General features: G+C 55.4%; 10 protein-coding genes. 5 read left to right on the forward strand and 5 right to left on the reverse strand.

Going from position 1 to position 16,033, the window contains the following annotated elements; translation table 11 throughout:
• Positions 1-289: 289 nt before the first annotated feature.
• Positions 290-1,024, reverse strand: coding sequence for an NUDIX hydrolase (locus OQ371_RS11240; RefSeq protein WP_265993860.1), 735 nt, complete (start codon positions 1,022-1,024; stop codon positions 290-292).
• 95 nt (positions 1,025-1,119) lie between these two features.
• Here OQ371_RS11240 and OQ371_RS11245 point away from each other — a divergent pair, with 95 nt between their 5' ends.
• From OQ371_RS11245 to OQ371_RS11255, 3 genes are read left to right on the forward strand one after another with little or no spacing between them, the layout of a single operon-like run.
• Positions 1,120-1,992, forward strand: coding sequence for an alpha/beta hydrolase (locus tag OQ371_RS11245; RefSeq protein ID WP_265993861.1), 873 nt, complete (start codon positions 1,120-1,122; stop codon positions 1,990-1,992).
• Entirely contained in the window at positions 1,989-3,584 is a 1,596-nt protein-coding gene (locus OQ371_RS11250) for a carboxylesterase/lipase family protein (RefSeq protein WP_265993862.1), read from the forward strand. Before OQ371_RS11245 ends, OQ371_RS11250 begins: the two co-directional genes overlap by 4 nt.
• Positions 3,585-3,636: 52 nt before the next feature.
• Positions 3,637-5,274, forward strand: coding sequence for a carboxylesterase/lipase family protein (locus OQ371_RS11255; protein WP_265993863.1), 1,638 nt, complete (start codon positions 3,637-3,639; stop codon positions 5,272-5,274).
• 78 nt (positions 5,275-5,352) lie between these two features.
• On the opposite strand, the gene uvrA is transcribed toward OQ371_RS11255, so the two are convergent.
• Positions 5,353-8,274, reverse strand: a complete 2,922-nt coding sequence (gene uvrA / locus OQ371_RS11260; RefSeq protein ID WP_265993864.1) for an excinuclease ABC subunit UvrA — start codon at positions 8,272-8,274, stop codon at positions 5,353-5,355.
• Positions 8,275-8,378: 104 nt separating this feature from the next.
• Here uvrA and OQ371_RS11265 point away from each other — a divergent pair, with 104 nt between their 5' ends.
• Together OQ371_RS11265 and OQ371_RS11270 are read left to right on the forward strand one after the other, a co-directional pair.
• Entirely contained in the window at positions 8,379-9,005 is a 627-nt protein-coding gene (locus OQ371_RS11265; RefSeq protein ID WP_265993865.1) for an MgtC/SapB family protein, read from the forward strand.
• A gap of 78 nt (positions 9,006-9,083) precedes the next feature.
• The gene (locus OQ371_RS11270) at positions 9,084-9,725 is read left to right on the forward strand and encodes a hypothetical protein (protein ID WP_265993866.1); all 642 of its coding nucleotides are present in this window, start codon (positions 9,084-9,086) and stop codon (positions 9,723-9,725) included.
• 95 nt (positions 9,726-9,820) lie between these two features.
• Here OQ371_RS11270 and OQ371_RS11275 read toward each other — a convergent pair whose 3' ends face one another.
• From OQ371_RS11275 to OQ371_RS11285, 3 genes are read right to left on the reverse strand one after another with little or no spacing between them, the layout of a single operon-like run.
• Complete coding sequence (locus OQ371_RS11275; RefSeq protein WP_265993867.1) at positions 9,821-11,185, reverse strand: aryl-sulfate sulfotransferase; 1,365 nt, start codon at positions 11,183-11,185, stop codon at positions 9,821-9,823.
• A gap of 4 nt (positions 11,186-11,189) precedes the next feature.
• Positions 11,190-12,791, reverse strand: coding sequence for a SusD/RagB family nutrient-binding outer membrane lipoprotein (locus tag OQ371_RS11280; RefSeq protein WP_265993868.1), 1,602 nt, complete (start codon positions 12,789-12,791; stop codon positions 11,190-11,192).
• Positions 12,792-12,804: 13 nt separating this feature from the next.
• Positions 12,805-15,981, reverse strand: a complete 3,177-nt coding sequence (locus OQ371_RS11285; protein WP_265993869.1) for a SusC/RagA family TonB-linked outer membrane protein — start codon at positions 15,979-15,981, stop codon at positions 12,805-12,807.
• Between the last annotated feature and the right edge of the window lie 52 nt (positions 15,982-16,033).

A 16,033-nucleotide genomic window follows, 5' to 3' on the forward strand; every position in this document is an offset into this window, starting at 1 on the left:
ATGTCGGACAATTATCAGCCAGGGGGGTCACCATGGCAACGAAACCGGTAATTTTTTGGTCAGGAAGGGACACTGATTTCTTTTAAGCTAATTCAACTATCTCAACCTTGTCCGATAAAAAAGGTTAAGGCGATTCTATACATTATGAGCGTACGGTCCAGGGGCTATTCGAAATAGCAGACAAAGAAGGCAGAATAGAGTGGAAGCAGGAAAAAGGCGGGGCTGGTACTCAATTCAGTAAGCCTCTGAGACAGACGGTGGGATTCTAACGGGGTTGGTATACGCTAAATCATTCGGTCGTGAAGTTATCCGACTTAAAGCGGTACAAGAAAGGGGCTTTGTGGGGCGTGCCTGCGCGACGTTCGGAAAGGCGTTCCAGACGATCGGAGGCCATTATTTTTTTATAAAAGTTACGAGCATCGAGGGTAGAACCCAAAATAGTTTCGTACAATCGCTGCAATTCCGGAATGGTAAACGTCTCGGGCAGCAGGTGACTGATGGGCTGGTCGTTGAGCTGTTTGCGCAGCGACTGAAGCGCAACCTGGATGATGTGATTGTGATCAAAAAGCAGCGCTGGAATAGCCTCCACATTCCACCACCGGCATTCTTCTGTGAGAAAGTCGGGCGCCGGAACAACTCGGGAGTACTCCACCAGCGCGTAATAACCGATTGAAATCGTCCGCGCCGACCAGTTGACGTTCTGAAGCGGCAGGTTTATTTTTCCCCACGTTTCTTCCTGGTTGTACCGCTCGGCTTCTCCAAAAACGTGAAACTGCTGGAGGTAAAGCGCGTCCAGGCCCGTGCGTTCCTGCATGATTCGCTGGGCCGCCAGATCCACGGACTCGATTTTTCGGATGAAACCACCGGGCAGGCTCCATTCGTTGGTGCCCTTCCAGCGCAGCAGCAACACCTTGAGCTGATTCTGGTGAAAGCCAAAAATTACCCCGTCGATGGACAGGTAATGAATACACTGTTCAGAAACTTCCTGATAATAACGGGCCGCCGGATGGTTATAATCGTTCATGAAATTTTACAAAAAATTTCTTTCCGTACTTCTGACGTAAAGGATCTTTCCGTACTTTTGACGTAAAGGTAGTATTTTCATTCAACTACTTATCCATGCGCCTATTCTGTTTCGTAATTTGCCTCCAGTTGCTGTCTTCTCTGACGTTTGGGGCTAAAGTGGATACATTGGACGTGCCGAGCGTCCGTATGAACCGAACGTTGCGGGCGGCTGTCGTGCTGCCCGAGTCGTATCGAAAAGCCCGAAAGCAAGCTTTTCCGGTGTTGTACCTGCTGCACGGGGGCACGGGCAGTTTTCGCGACTGGCTGACCAAAACACCCGACAAAGCACTGCTGCACCGCCTGGCCGATCAATACAACCTGATCATTGTAACGCCCGACGGTGATCCAACCAGCTATTATTTCGACAGTCCGCTGGTGCAAACCAGCCAGTTCGAGACATTCATTTCGAAAGAGCTGATCGAGAAAATTGACAACACCTACCGAACCGTTCGCGACCGGAAGGGCCGGGTTATTGCGGGTTTGTCGATGGGCGGCCACGGTGCCCTGTTTATCTCCAGCCGACACCCGGATCTGTACGCGGCCGCCGGCAGCATGAGCGGAGTCATGAACATCAATACCGCAACCTGGAAAGTAGCGCCCGACTTTGCCAAATCCCGTTCCGAGAATCTCGCCCGCTTGCTAGGGCCGCCCCAGGAGGGAGACAGCCCCTATCCGGGCTACACGATGGTGACGCTGGCCGACCGGCTGAAAGCCAATAACCTGCCCCTGATTCTGGACATCGGCGTCGATGATTTTCTGATCGAAACCAATCGTGACCTCCACCGGCGGCTGGTGGAAAATAAAACACCCCACGACTACACCGAACGACCCGGTGCCCACACTTGGGAGTACTGGGGCAATGCGCTGCCGTATCAGGTGCTGTTTTTCAGCAAAATCCTCACCGCCACCCCCCTAATGAACCCATGAAAACCGCAATACCGCTGCTAGGACTTCTTTTGTTGGTCTTTGCCGCTTTTGTGTCTTCCATCCGCGAAACGGCTCCGGTTAAAGTCACCGGAGGACAGATTTCGGGAACGCTGAACCCGGATGGCGATGTGCAGATTTTTAAGGGCATTCCGTTTGCCGCTCCGCCCGTTGGCGAATTGCGCTGGAAAGCGCCCCAACCCGTAAAGCCCTGGTTGGGCGTGCGCAAATGCGATCAGTTTGGGGCGAGTCCGGTGCAGGGGACGCCCAACCCGTTCGGTCCGTGGAGCGCCGAATACCTGATCCCAAAAGCGCCCATCAGCGAAGATTGCCTGTACCTGAACGTGTGGTCGGGTGCCCGGTCGGCCACCGAAAAACGCCCGGTACTGGTCTGGATTTACGGCGGAGGGTTTAGCAGCGGGGGCAGTGCAGTTCCGATTTACGACGGCGAGGCAATGGCCAAAAAAGGCATTGTATTGGTCAGTATCAACTACCGGGTTGGGCCGTTTGGCTTTTTTGCCCACCCGGAACTAACCAAAGAAGCGGGCGAGTCCAAGCCGGGTGCATCCACACCGGGTGCATCCACGCTGGGCCGAAATGCGTCGGGAAATTATGGTCTCATGGACCAGATTGCGGCTTTGCAGTGGGTGAAACAGAACATTGCCGCCTTCGGCGGGGATCCGGGCAACGTGACCATTGCCGGGCAATCGGCGGGGTCTATGAGCGTGAATTGCCTAGTGGCTTCGCCAGTTGCTAAAAACCTCTTTAACAAAGCCATTGCCGAGAGCGGAGCCAGTTTTGCCCGGCCTTACGCATCGCTTCAACAGGCTGAGGAGGCCGGTCTGAAAACAATGCAGGCGTTGGGCGCGGCCTCACTGGCCGAATTGCGAACGAAACCAGCCGACGAAATTCTACAAAAAGCGCAGGGAATTCGGGGGCCGATCATCGATGGGTATGTGCTGCCCCAATCCGTCGCCCAACTTTTTGCCGCCGGGAAAGCCAATCCCATCACCCTACTGACCGGCTGGAACGAAGACGAAGGCATGGCTTTTGGCCCGAAGAAAAAAGCGGACGAATACCGCAGACAACTCGAACAACAATACGGCGACCAGGCTCAGACACTCCTTAAATTTTATCCGGGTACAACCGATGCCGAAGCCGCTGAATCCCAGGTAAAGCTTTCCCGCGACCTGATTTTTGGGGCGCAGAATTACACCTGGGCCAATCTTCAGGCCCGGCAGGGGCGGCCCGTGTACGTCTACCGCTTTACCAGAAAACTTCCGGCAACGGGCGAATATGCCCACTACGGCGCATTCCACACCGGTGAAGTGGCCTATGCCTTTGATAACCTGCGCTTCATCGACCGCCAGCTCCGCCCGCTCGAACCGACGGACGATAAGCTCGCCCGCATTATCTCAACTTACTGGGCCAACTTCATCAAAACTGGCGATCCCAACGGTCCCGGTTTGCCGTCGTGGCCCGCTTACACCACGCAACGCAGGCAGATTGCGGTATTGGGCGATGCGGTAAAAGCGCAACCGTTGCCCGATGCCGCTTCCCTGGACTTTCTCTTTGGACTCATGAGCAGACCCTGATTTCAATACACCGCCAAGAGCTAACTCAGATTTTACGTTCAACCTCTACTTGATGAAAACCAAAACGCTTCTCGCGTCTATCGCCGTCCTGACGCTGCCGTTAATGGCCGTGGCCCAAACCAGTAAACCCGTCACCGCGCCCCTGGCAACCGGGAAAGATGTCGCCGTTGTGGCAACGGAGCAGGGCAAGGTGCGCGGTTATGTGCACAACGGTATTTTTACGTTTAAGGGAATTCCGTACGCCAAAGCCGAACGGTTTATGCCCCCGACCAAGCCCGATTCGTGGGCGGACGTGCGCAGTTCGATGGCGTACGGCCCGGTTTGCCCGCTGATGGACCCGACGACTACGGTGCAGGACGAATCCGAATTTGTCTTCCACCACGACTGGGGATATCCCAACGAAGACTGCCTGCGGCTGAACGTCTGGTCGGCGGGGGTTAATGATTCGAAAAAACGCCCGGTGATGGTCTGGCTGCACGGTGGAGGCCATACGGCGGGGTCTTCGCAGGAATTGCCGTCGTACGATGGCGAAAACATCAGCAAAAAAGGCGACGTGGTGCTGGTTTCGGTCAATCACCGACTAAACATTCTGGGTTTTCTGGATCTGTCGGCTTACGGTGAGAAATACAAAAGCTCGACCAACGCCAGCATTCGGGATTTGGTGGCCGCGCTGGAATGGGTGAAACTCAACATCGCCAACTTCGGGGGTGATCCTGACAACGTGACGATTTTCGGACAGTCGGGCGGGGGCGGAAAAGTGAATACCCTGCTCAATACACCGTCGGCCAAAGGGCTTTTCCACAAAGCCATCGTTCAGAGTGGCGGTCTGGGACTTCAGTTTCACGAGCAGGCGGTGACCAAACGCATCGGAGCCGCCGTGCTGGAAGAACTGGGTTTGCAACCCGCTCAGGTTGATTCCATCCAGAAAGTGCCGTATGAAAAACTGGCGGCTGCCGGAAAACGCGCCGTTCGGAAGGTACAGGATCAATTAAAGAGCGAAGGAAAGGCAATGGGCATGTTTGGCCTGAGCTGGGGACCGATCCAGGAAGAGGGTTTCCTGCCGTACCAGCCTACTGAACCAGCCGCCCGCGCTATCGCCAGTACGGTGCCGTTGCTGATTGGGTCGACCAAAAACGAATTCATGGCTTCGCTGCGGCTGCCGGACAGCAACGCCCTGACGCCGGCGGAAGCAAAAAGTCAGTTGCAAAAACAACACGGCGACAAAGCCGACGCCTACATTGCGGCTTTGAAGAAAGCCTACCCGGACGACAGCAAACCGTCGGATTTACTCGATGTAGACGGTATGTTCCGGCGGAGTGCCATCCGGATGGCGGACCTCAAGGCGGCCTCTCCCGCACCGGTTTATATGTACCTGTTTACCTGGCAGTCGCCGGTTTTGGATGGCCGGTACAAAGCCGTTCACTGCATGGAAATTCCCTTCGTGTTCAACAACATCGCTCGCTGTGAGGAGATGACAGGCGGAGGCAAAGAAGCTTACGCGCTGGCCGACAAGGTAAGCCAGTCCTGGATCAATTTCGCCCGCACGGGCAACCCGAACCACAAGGGATTGCCCACCTGGCAGAAATACACGCCCGCCAACGGGGCTACCATGCTGTTTGACAACCAGTGCGTTCAGAAAAACCACCACGACAAGGAGGTGCTGGCCATCGGACCGGCGTCGACCTTGTAGCGCCTGCAAATAGTAAAAAGGGTAGCCCATCAGGCACGAAGTCTGATGGGCTACCCTTTTTCGTTTGGAAAGGCTCCGTTATACCTTACCCCGCAGAAAATCCGCCGTATAATTTTCGCCTTCCGGCAATTTCACCAGTTCTTCGGGTGTTCCCGCGAAGGTAATATAACCGCCTTTCTCACCGCCCTCGGGGCCGAGGTCGATGACATGATCGGCGGATTTGATGACTTCCGTGTTGTGCTCAATGATGATCACGCTATCGCCCTGATCAACCAGGGCGTTGATGGCTTTCAGCAGCTTCCGAATGTCGTGGAAGTGCAAACCCGTTGTCGGTTCGTCAAAAATGAACAGCGTGCCGCCTTTGTTGGGGTTGCCTTTACCGAGGAACGACGCCAGCTTAACCCGTTGGGCTTCACCGCCCGACAACGTATTCGACGACTGCCCGAGCGTGATGTAACCCAGGCCGACATCCTGCAACGGCTGCAACTTTTCCACCATTTTCTGCTCGGCCTTTTTGAAAAAGTCAATGGCCTCATCAACGGTCATGTCCAGAATATCGGAAACGTTCTTGTCGGCCAGCGTCACTTCCAGCACTTCCTGTTTAAACCGTTTGCCGTTACAGCCTTCGCATTTCAGGTAAATGTCGGCCATGAACTGCATCTCGATCTTTACTTCGCCCTCGCCCTGGCACACCTCACAGCGCCCGCCGTCGACGTTGAACGAGAAGTGCGACGGTTTGTAGCCGCGAGCTTTCGCCACCGGCTGATCCGCCATGACCTGCCGCAGGTAATCGTAAGCTTTAATGTAGGTCACCGGGTTCGAGCGCGACGATTTGCCAATCGGGTTCTGGTCGATCATCTCAATGGACGTGATCTGGTCCAGGCTGCCGCTCAGGCTATCGTGTTTGCCGGCTTCTTCCGAGCCATCCCCCTTCAGGCGGGCCAGGGCCGGAAACATCACCTTGCGGATCAGCGTCGATTTGCCCGAACCGCTTACCCCCGTTACCACCGTCAGGTTGTTCAGCGGAAACCGGGCATTCACGTCTTTCAGGTTATTTTCCCGCGCACCGTTTACTTCCAGCCAGTGCGTGGCCTTGCGCCGAAACTTCGGCACCGGAACGGTTTCTTTCCCGGTCAGGAAGGCAATGGTATGGGAAGGGAAGGGGTGTTCTTCGGATTCGTCATTGCCGTTCAGGCCGAATCGCCCGGCGGCCTGGCCTTCCCGTGTGATTTCTTCCCACGTACCCTGAAAAACCAGATGACCGCCGTTGACGCCCGCGTCGGGGCCGATGTCGATCAACTGATCAGCGGCCCGCATCACTTCCTCCTCGTGTTCGACAACGATAACGGTATTGCCCATATCGCGCAGCGTTTCCAGCACACCTACCAACTGCTTGGTGTCGCGGGGGTGCAGGCCGATGCTGGGTTCGTCGAGAATATACATCGAACCCACCAGGGCACTACCCAGCGAAGTGGCCAGCTTAATGCGCTGATACTCACCGCCCGATAAAGTGTTTGTCAGCCGGTTTAAGGTCAGGTAGGTCAACCCGACGCGTTCCATGTAATCCAGCCGGTTACGAATTTCGGTCAGAAGGCGTTTGCCCACTTCCTGCTGATGGGGCGGCAATTCCAGCGTCCGGAAAAAAGCTGCGGCCTCGTCAATCGGCATCAACACGATGTCCGTGATGGATTTGCCGGCAATTTTTACGTAACTGGCGTCCCTCCGCAGCCGCGAGCCCCGGCATTCCGGGCAGGTGGTTTTGCCCCGGTAGCGCGACAGCATCACGCGGTACTGGACCTTGAACGTCTGACTTTCCACAAAATCAAAGAAAGCATTCAGGCCCTGGAAATGGTTATTGCCGGTCCAGAGAAGGTCTTTCTGCGCCTGCGTCAGATCTTTGTAGGGACGGTGAATCGGGAAGTCGAAGCGGATGCCGTTTTTGAGCAGCGGGCGCAGAAATTCTTCGCTCATTTTCTCGCTTCGCCAGGGCGCCAGGGCACCTTCGAAAACGGACAGGTTTTTATCCGGAATGACCAGGTCCGGGTCAATGCCGAGAACCTTCCCAAAGCCGTCACACCGGCGGCAGGCACCGTACGGGTTGTTGAAGGTAAACAGGTTCACGCTCGGTTCTTCGAACGTAATCCCATCCAGCTCAAACTTGTCCGAGAAAACGCGCGATTCTTTCCCGACGATATCTACCCGGCAAACGCCCTCGCCTTCGCTGAACGCCGTCTGAATCGAATCCGAGAAACGGTATTGGTTGTCTTCTTCGGGTTGCCCGGTTTCATCAAATTGTACCGAACTCCGGTCGATCAGAATTTCCAGATCCGCGCCGGAAGCCGGTTCGGTGGCCGTTTTGTCCAGAATTTCTTCGATGAACAGGACCTCGCCGTCGGCTACAATCCGGGTGTAGCCTTTTTGCAGCAATATTTTCAGCTCGTCGGCCAGTTTACGGTCGGGGCGGATGTGCAGCGGAGCCATAACCATCACGCGCTGGCCCTGTTCGTACGTATAAAGGTAATTGACAACATCCGTCACGGTATCTTTGCGGACTTCCCCTCCCGAGACGGGCGAGTACGTCACGCCAATGCGGGCAAAGAGCAGCTTCAGGTAGTCATAAATTTCGGTGGTCGTTCCAACCGTGGAGCGGGGGTTGCGGGTCGTTACTTTTTGTTCGATGGCAATGGCCGGTGACACGCCCTTGATGTAATCGACTTCGGGTTTTTCCATCCGGCCCAGAAACTGCCGGGCGTAACTGCTCAGGCTCTCGACGTACATGCGTTGCCCTTCGGCAAACAGGGTGTCGAAGGCCAGCGATGACTTGCCCGAGCCGGAAAGGCCGGTAATGACAACCAGTTGATTACGAGGAATGGCAACGTCGATGCTTTTCAGATTGTGAACCCGGGCACCCTTGATGATGATGTAGTTTTTCGGGTCAAGGCGGTCGACCTCGGGTTGCTGAAAGGAGCCGTCGGGCGGCAGACTAACGGATAAATTCATTCTATAAATTTAGCAAAACTCTATCTTTGGACTAACGGTTTTTTTGAAAGTATGGTTTCCTTTTCGTAGAGTTAACCATAGATGAGTTGCTTAAACATTGCAGAATGAATTTTATAACGCAGGAAGACATACTGAAACTCGGGCTGGCAATGGTGCTGGGCGGTCTGATCGGTGCCGAGCGTGAATACCGCAGCAAATCGGCGGGCCTGCGGACCACCATTCTGATTTGCGTCGGTTCGGCGCTGTTTACCATTGTTTCGAGCCGCTTCCGGGACGACCGGATTGCGGCCAACATCGTCAACGGCATTGGCTTTCTGGGGGCGGGTATCATTTTCCGGCAGGAAACGAGCATCAAAGGGCTGACCACGGCGGCCACCATCTGGTCGGTAGCCGCCATCGGAATGGCCATCGGTTCTGGTTTTTACGGATTAGCCGTGGCCGGTTTTGCGGTCATCGGAGCGACGTTGCTGGTATTGCCGGGCGTAGCTGCCCGCATTGCGCGCGTCAACCAGGCCCGGCAATACCGCATTGTGACGGCGTTTCGGCACCAGACGCTGGATCACTACGAAGCGGTTTTTCAGGAATGCGGGTTGCGGCCGCAGCGGCAGGTTCAGCAGCGCGTGGGCAATGAGATCACGGGGCGCTGGCGGGTGAACGGTCCGGAAGAGGCCCACGAACGCTGCATTCAGCGATTGCTAAACGACCCGGAATTGAAAGAGTTTGAGTTCTGAAAAGGTAACATAATGACTAAAAACCACTATTTTTTCGTTTATATTGCAAATACTCATTTTTGTTCATTAACTAACTCTATGAACCTCATACAGAAAGGCTTACTGGCGATCATGCTGGTGAGTAGCAGTGTCGCCTACGGGCAGCTTACTGAAGACCCGGAAGATCGGCGCGGAGACGGTAAAGAACCCCTGAAAACCCAAACCCCAGAAGGAGAGCCTCTGCCATTCTCGCAACGTTTGCGGTTTGGGGGCGGTATCAGTTCATTACAATTTGGTAATTCACGAATCGGTACGCCGTTCATCATTGGCTTGTCACCCGTCATTGCCTACCAGGCTTCCGAGCGATTAATTGCTGGCGTTGGTGTCAATTACGTGTATTACCGCTACCGGTTAAGAACGAATACGCAGACGCTGACGGACCAGTTCAACCAATACGGCGGGCGCGGATTTTTGATGTATGAGCTTGTACCCAGCATTGTACCCAATCTGTATGCTCACGCAGAATTTGAAAACAACAACATCCGTTATGCCGACCAGGCAGCGCAGGAATACAAACGCCGTTGGGTAACGGCGCCGATGATTGGAGCCACGTATTCGCAACGCGTTGGGCGTTTGGCCGGTATCAATCTGTCGATACTGTACAACGTAAACTATAATTCGGACATCTACTCTCAGTATGTTTACGGAAGTCCGTGGAACATTCGGATCTCCTTCTTCTAATTAACCTGAACGGAAAGCGTCCTGAACGGAATTCGTGGATTAATACCGGCCTGTACCGACCGTTTTAATCCGCGAAGTCCGTTCAGGACGGTTTTTTACTGCGCTTGCCCAAACGGGTTTGGCACATAATCTGCCCGGTAAATGGGCTGGCTGGTGGTCAGCGTCCAGATGATTCGGCCTGAGGGGTCGGTTTTGACCAGCTTGCCATTAACGGCGCTGGCCGACAAAATGCTGCCGTCGGGTAGCAACGCTGCGCTGCCCATGATGGCCGAGTACAGATTTCCGGGTAGAGCGAAGTTTAGGCTGGGCGTGGCTTCCAGCGTAGTTTCGTTGATCCGGAAAGACAGAACGCGGGTTTGGGGGCGGAGCGGGCCGCCGTTGTCAAACAGCATGATTTCGTCCTGGGCGTTGCGGTGCGCAAAATGCTGGAACAGAAAATCGGTTCCGGTGGGCGTCTTCACCGTACCGTTTTTTCCCAGCTTCCACAGGACTTTCCCGGTTCCCGAATGAATTTTCCAGACCTGCGACAGCGCCCGGAACGAAACCAGGTAGTGGTTGTCTTTGTCGATCACCAGCGAATTGCCCCAGGGTTGCGCGTATTGGGTAGGGTCAATGTCGGTGAGTTCCTGAAACGTCGACCACTCCCAGAGCTTCCGGCCCTGCGGGTCCAGCATCAGCAGCCCGTCGCCGGGTAGATTATTCTTTGTTTCGTTGGTAATGGCTACCAGGTTGCCATTAGCGTCCATCTGAAGGTCGTGGTGCAGCCATTTGTCAAATCCTTTCTCCCCCATCCGGAAGAGCGCGAGCGTATCACCGGCCAGGTTCGTTTCCAGCACTACATTGCCGTCGTTGTAGGGCGTTCCGTGTTCGTCCAGCAGCATCAGCAGGGAGTTTTTGGGCGTAAAACGTGCGGTTTTGACCACGTACCGGGCGGGGGGCGACCAGTACCAGCTTAACTCGCCCCGGCGATTGAGGAGCAGCAAACCACCCGGTTGAGCCGCCGGAATAACCAAATAGTAGCCCGTCAAGGATTCCTGAATCCGGTTTTCGCTTTCGTCGTAGTACTTTTTGAGCCATTCCGGTACCGCAGCCGTAGTAAACGTTTCCGGCGGACCGGCTTCCTTTTTCTGACCGTTGGGGTCGATCAGCAGAATCTTGTACTGGTAAGTGGTTTGAGCCCTGAGCTGAAACAATGGAATGGCGTGGTTCTTTTTAATACCCGAAACCGCCGACTGCAAGGCATTCTGCTCAGTACCGGAAACGGGCCAGTAGATGACCACCGCCGACGACTCCCGCGTCAGACTGAACTTGATCTGGGCGACCAATGCCGACGACTCCTGATTGGAAACCGACACGGTTTGCAGGGCCGGGCTGGCGGCTTCCTCCAGGTCCTTCTGGCAGGACAATCCAATGCCTGCCAGAAGAAGGATGAGGTAAAAAGGGGTTTTCAACGTTGCCATCGGGTTATTCTTTGTCCCACCACACGCGCTTCAGCCAATCGTCCTGCCCGCCAATCCGGCCAACGGCCTCTTTGTAATTGGTTGGGTTCTGTACGGCTTCGGATTCCGGGTAGAAAAACCGGCGGGGAATAACGCCGTTGGTGCCGCTGTTGTACCAGTCGACCGAGGTGAAGGGCACCAGCGCCGGGTACCCCGTTCGGCGGAAGTTGGAATAGGCTTCGGAACCGTTCAGGAAAAAGTGGACCCAGAGCTGTTCGTGAATGGCTTTCATCTGGCCCGCCAGCGTAGTAGGAAAAGCTTTATAGGTGGCTTTCAGGCTATCAATTGACGGTTGGGCAATGGCCGGTGCGCCGGGATAGAGGGTCATGCTCTCGCAACTCGCCTGAACGCCTTTCATAAAATGGTCCGACGGATTGGTTTGGCCTCCCCAGCCCCGGGCCGCGGCTTCCGCCAGCAAAAACTCCACTTCAGCGTACGTCAGATGGAAAAAGGGCGCATTCAGGGCGGCCACGTATTTGCTCGGCTGCATCCGGCGGTAGGCCGTCGGAACCACCACCGTCTGGCTGGACGGCAACGTCACGGTCTGGTCCGGTGTCCACACATTCCACGACATGGCCCCGTAGGCAAGGCCCTCCTGCAAACTGCCCGTAATATCGAGGTTTTTGGAGTTGTCGATGGCTTCACTGCCGTTGACGGGCAGGTACGTGCCGCCGTAGATTGTCAGGCGCGGGTCTTTGGTTTGCTTCATGAAATTGACCAGCGTGTTGGTCAACCGGAAACCGGACGAGGAAACATCCGCCTGAAAAACCTGCGACCGGCCGTTACCCCGGTTTTCACCAAACGTGTAATTGATGGCTTCGTGCCGCATTACGCACGAGAAGCTGTTGTTGGTCATGACGCCCCCGGCAATGGCGGCTTCGACCTGCTGCTTGGCCACGTCCGGCTTCACTTTGGTCAGGCGGAAACCCAGCCGCAGGCGCAGCGAATTACCAAATTTGATCCATTTGTCGACATTTCCGTCGAAAAACGCGTCGCCTTGGACAATCGGTTTGGTAGGATCCATCGATTTGACGGCCGCGTCGAGTTCTTCAAAAAAACTGGTGTAAATGGCCTCCTGCGTATCGTACTTAGGCAGGAAAATCTTTTCCGTGTAACCTTTGATGGCTTCCGAATACGGAATGTCGCCGTACAGGTCGGTCAGGCGGGAAAAGATGTAGACGCGCATGATCCGGCCCGCAGCGTGGATGTTGACCAGTTCCGGATCGTTGGCGGTGCGGTTGACCAGATCCTGAATGTTTTTCAGGTCGCGGGGGTAGGTCGTTTCCCAGAGCGTATACCATTGTCCCTTGTCCAGAATCCGGTATTGGCCGCCGTGCTGGGTCCACCACGAACCGGCCAGGTGCTGCACCAGGGGGGAGCTGATGGCGAGGTCGTAGCGCCAGACATCTTCGCGCTGGCCCGACAAATCGGCCTGCACTTTGGTCAGCTGCACGCCCGGCGAAATCGTTGAAAAGCCCGCCGGATTTTTATTGAGGTCTTCAAAATGTTCGGTGCATCCCTGCAGAAACAGGGCCGCGACCGCCAGGATATAAAGAATCGTTTTCATAGGAATGGCTTAATTAAAATTTCAATACCAGGTTAAATCCATACCGCCGACGGCCGGGCAGCGAACCGTACTCAAAGCCCTGGCCGTTGCCGTTGTTGTAGTTGGATTCGGGGTCGATGTTGGGCGTGTTCTTGTGAATGATCCACAGGTTCCGGCCGATAACCCCCAGCGTAACGGTCTTAAACGGCGTCTTTTTCAGGACGGCATTGGAAAACGTGTAGTTCAGGCCCAGATCGCGCAGTTTGACGTAGCTGGCGTCGTAGATAAACGGCTCCGGAATGTTGTTGCCGATGCTCTGCCAGTAGGCCGCCGGGCTAATCGGAATGGCGTTGGGTTTGCCTTCCTGGTTGACGCCCTCCCCAATGTAGCCCCGGTTGTTGCGGTTGACGTAGTACGGACTGGCCGGGTCGTCGATGTTGCCTTCGGCTCCGGCGGCCTGGGCGGCCTGGCGCTCCTGCTGGTATTCATTCCAGGATTCGCGGCCCGCTTCGGTGTTGATGTGCGAACCGTTCATGTGCATGGTCATGTTGCTCATCGAGAAGATATCGCCCCCCATGCGCACATCAAGGGCCGCTTTCAATTGCAAGCCTTTGTACGAAAAAGACGTGATCATCCCGCCCGTCCAGTTGGGCAGCGTGTTGCCAAGGGCAATGGGCTGGGTAGTCGGCAGGGGTTCGCCGTTGCTGCTGTTGAACACCCGGTTGCCGCTTTCATCCCGCAGGAAACCGTTGCCCATGATGGTACCGAACGGCTTGCCTTTCTCGGCAATGATGGTGGCCCCGGCCCAGCGCGCTTCGGCCACGGTGAAGGTTTCCAGCAAATCGCTCAACTCCACCACCTGGTTTACGTTCTTAGCAAAATTGACCGACAGGTCCCACTGAAAACCGTTGTTGAGCCGGACCGGAGTGGTGTTAATCAGTAACTCAACCCCCCGGTTCCGCAGTTTGGCTGCGTTGAGCGACGCGGTGTTGAAGCCGGTGGTTTCCGGCACGGTAATGTCCAGCAACACGTCGTTGGTAACTTCGTCGTAATAGGTCAGGTCAACGCCGATGCGGTTCTGGAAAAGCCGGACGTCGGTTCCCACTTCAAAAGAGGTTTTGATCTGCGGTTTCAGGTTGGCATTCGGAATGGAGCTGCCCAGAATCTCGCCCATCGGAAAACCCCGGATCGAGCGACCCGTCAGGCTGTAGGCGAAGGTGGTTTTGTAAGGATCGAAGTCGCTGCCCACCTGCCCCAGCGATGCCCGGACTTTGGCAAACGACAGCGCCGGAGATTCAAATTTGAATGCATCCGACAACACGAAGCTCACATCAGCCGAGGGGTAGAAGAACGAATTGTTCTGCGGGGGCAGGGTCGAGGCCCAGTCGTTCCGGCCCTGTAAGTTAAAGAACAGGTACTCCCGGTAACTCAGTTGCGCGCTGGCAAAAACCGACTGAATTTCCTTGCGGTTGTCGAACGGCTGAATCAGTTTTTCCGAAAAGTTGACCAGATTGGGCGTTCCGGGCTGGATGATCTGCGTAGCGCTGATGTTGTTGCCCCGGCTGCGGTACCGCATCAGGTTGGCCCCTACCATAGCCGACACCTTGAAGTCTTTGCCGAGGTCTTTGTTGAAGTTGAACAACCCCTGAAAGTTGGTTTCCTTGGTGTTCATGGACAACTGATTCAGCGCCCCGCCGTCGTAAGCGGGCGTAAACTTGTCGTAGAAATTGTCGTGGTTGAACGAGAAGAAGTCCGTTCCGCCCTGAAGGTTCAGGCTGAACATCTTGTTGAACGTATAATTCAGGTTGATGTAACCGCCCACCCGTTCCTTGGTGCTCTGGTTGAAGGTTTTGTTGAGCGTCCAATACGGGTTGGCGCGGTAGATGTTGCCCGTGTAGTTTTTATAGGTTCCGTCGGGGTTCGTGTAATCCTGCAACCAGACCTGGTCGAAGTTGGCCGCCAGCCCCAGCAAACCGTTTCCGATGTTGCTGACTTCGTCGGTTAGGGCGGGGCGGTTGCGGACCTTCTCCGTCATGTAGTTCACCTTGGCGTCCACCGAGAGCTTATCGGTAATTTTCGAGGCCGCCCGGATCGCAAAAATGTGTTTGTCGTACCCGCTTTTCGGCACAATGTCCTTGTTGCCAATGTTGGAATACGATAACCGCACGGTATTGTCGTCTTTGCCACCTGTGACCGCAATGGTGTTCATGGCCGTTTTGCCCAGGCGGAAAAAATCCTGGATGTTATCGTCCATGTACCGGTACGGCCGCACCGTACCGTCGGCCTGGGTGATGGTTTCGAAATCGGCGAACTTGGGCCCCCAGTTGCTGGTGATGTTGCGGGCCTGCAGCGGATCGGTCGGAAAAACGCCGTCGTTGCCCTGGCCGTACGTTTTCTGCCGCGCGTCCAGCCGGGTCGAAATCTCATCAATGGTAAACGAACTGTTGAATTCGACACCGATGCCTTTGTTGGCTTTTCCGCTTTTGGTCGTGATCAGGATTACCCCGTTCAACGCCCGGCTGCCGTACAGAGCCGCGGCTGCCGACCCTTTCAGGACCGATATGGATTCAATGTCGTTGGGGTTGATGTCGCTCAGCCCGTCGCCCAGGTCGAAACCGCCCCACTGGCTGGCGCTACCGATGTTGCCGTTCACGGCGGGAACACCGTCGATGACGTACAGCGGCTGGTTGCTGCCCTGCAATTCCCGAATTCCACGAATGACCACCCGGCTGGAACCGGTCGGTCCGGCGGTGGTGGATGAAATATTCACCCCGGCCACTTTACCGGCGATGGAAGCGATGGGGTTGGTTTCACCGTTGTTGGCAATGTTTTCGTTGCCTACATCGGAAACCGCGTAGCCCAGCGCCCGTTTTTCCCGCTTGATGCCCAGCGCCGTAACCGTTACTTCAGACAGGTCCAGCGTGCTGGGTTGCATACTAACTGTCACGAACGCCTGGCTACCCACCGTTATTTCCTGGGGGGCGTAGCCAATAAAAGAGAACGACAGTACTGATCCCTTCGGAGCGTCCAGCGTAAACGACCCATCGGCCCCCGAAGCGGTTCCGCGGGTAGTGCCTTTGATAAGGACGGCAACCCCGGGTAAAGGCTCGTTGCTCACGGCATCTTTAATGCTTCCTTTCAGGGTTACCGTCTGGGCCTGCAGGTGGATGGTGAACACGATTAGAAAAAGGAAGGTAAAAAAGTGTTTCATATAGTTTTCGGAATAAAATTTCGTGTAAGTAAGTGAATCGCAAACTCAGGTC

Source organism: Larkinella insperata (genome assembly GCF_026248825.1).
In the GTDB taxonomy this organism is placed as follows: domain Bacteria; phylum Bacteroidota; class Bacteroidia; order Cytophagales; family Spirosomataceae; genus Larkinella; species Larkinella insperata.

What these genes read in the sequence shown, in the direction of transcription:
- OQ371_RS11250 (WP_265993862.1), top strand. Translation starts at nt 1,989, where the DNA reads ATGAAAACCGCAATACCGCTGCTAGGACTTCTTTTGTTGGTCTTTGCC.
- OQ371_RS11270 (WP_265993866.1), top strand. Translation starts at nt 9,084, where the DNA reads ATGAACCTCATACAGAAAGGCTTACTGGCGATCATGCTGGTGAGTAGC.
- OQ371_RS11265 (WP_265993865.1), top strand. Translation starts at nt 8,379, where the DNA reads ATGAATTTTATAACGCAGGAAGACATACTGAAACTCGGGCTGGCAATG.
- OQ371_RS11285 (WP_265993869.1), bottom strand. Translation starts at nt 15,981, where the DNA reads ATGAAACACTTTTTTACCTTCCTTTTTCTAATCGTGTTCACCATCCAC.
- OQ371_RS11255 (WP_265993863.1), top strand. Translation starts at nt 3,637, where the DNA reads ATGAAAACCAAAACGCTTCTCGCGTCTATCGCCGTCCTGACGCTGCCG.
- OQ371_RS11275 (WP_265993867.1), bottom strand. Translation starts at nt 11,185, where the DNA reads ATGGCAACGTTGAAAACCCCTTTTTACCTCATCCTTCTTCTGGCAGGC.
- OQ371_RS11240 (WP_265993860.1), bottom strand. Translation starts at nt 1,024, where the DNA reads ATGAACGATTATAACCATCCGGCGGCCCGTTATTATCAGGAAGTTTCT.
- uvrA (WP_265993864.1), bottom strand. Translation starts at nt 8,274, where the DNA reads ATGAATTTATCCGTTAGTCTGCCGCCCGACGGCTCCTTTCAGCAACCC.
- OQ371_RS11280 (WP_265993868.1), bottom strand. Translation starts at nt 12,791, where the DNA reads ATGAAAACGATTCTTTATATCCTGGCGGTCGCGGCCCTGTTTCTGCAG.
- OQ371_RS11245 (WP_265993861.1), top strand. Translation starts at nt 1,120, where the DNA reads ATGCGCCTATTCTGTTTCGTAATTTGCCTCCAGTTGCTGTCTTCTCTG.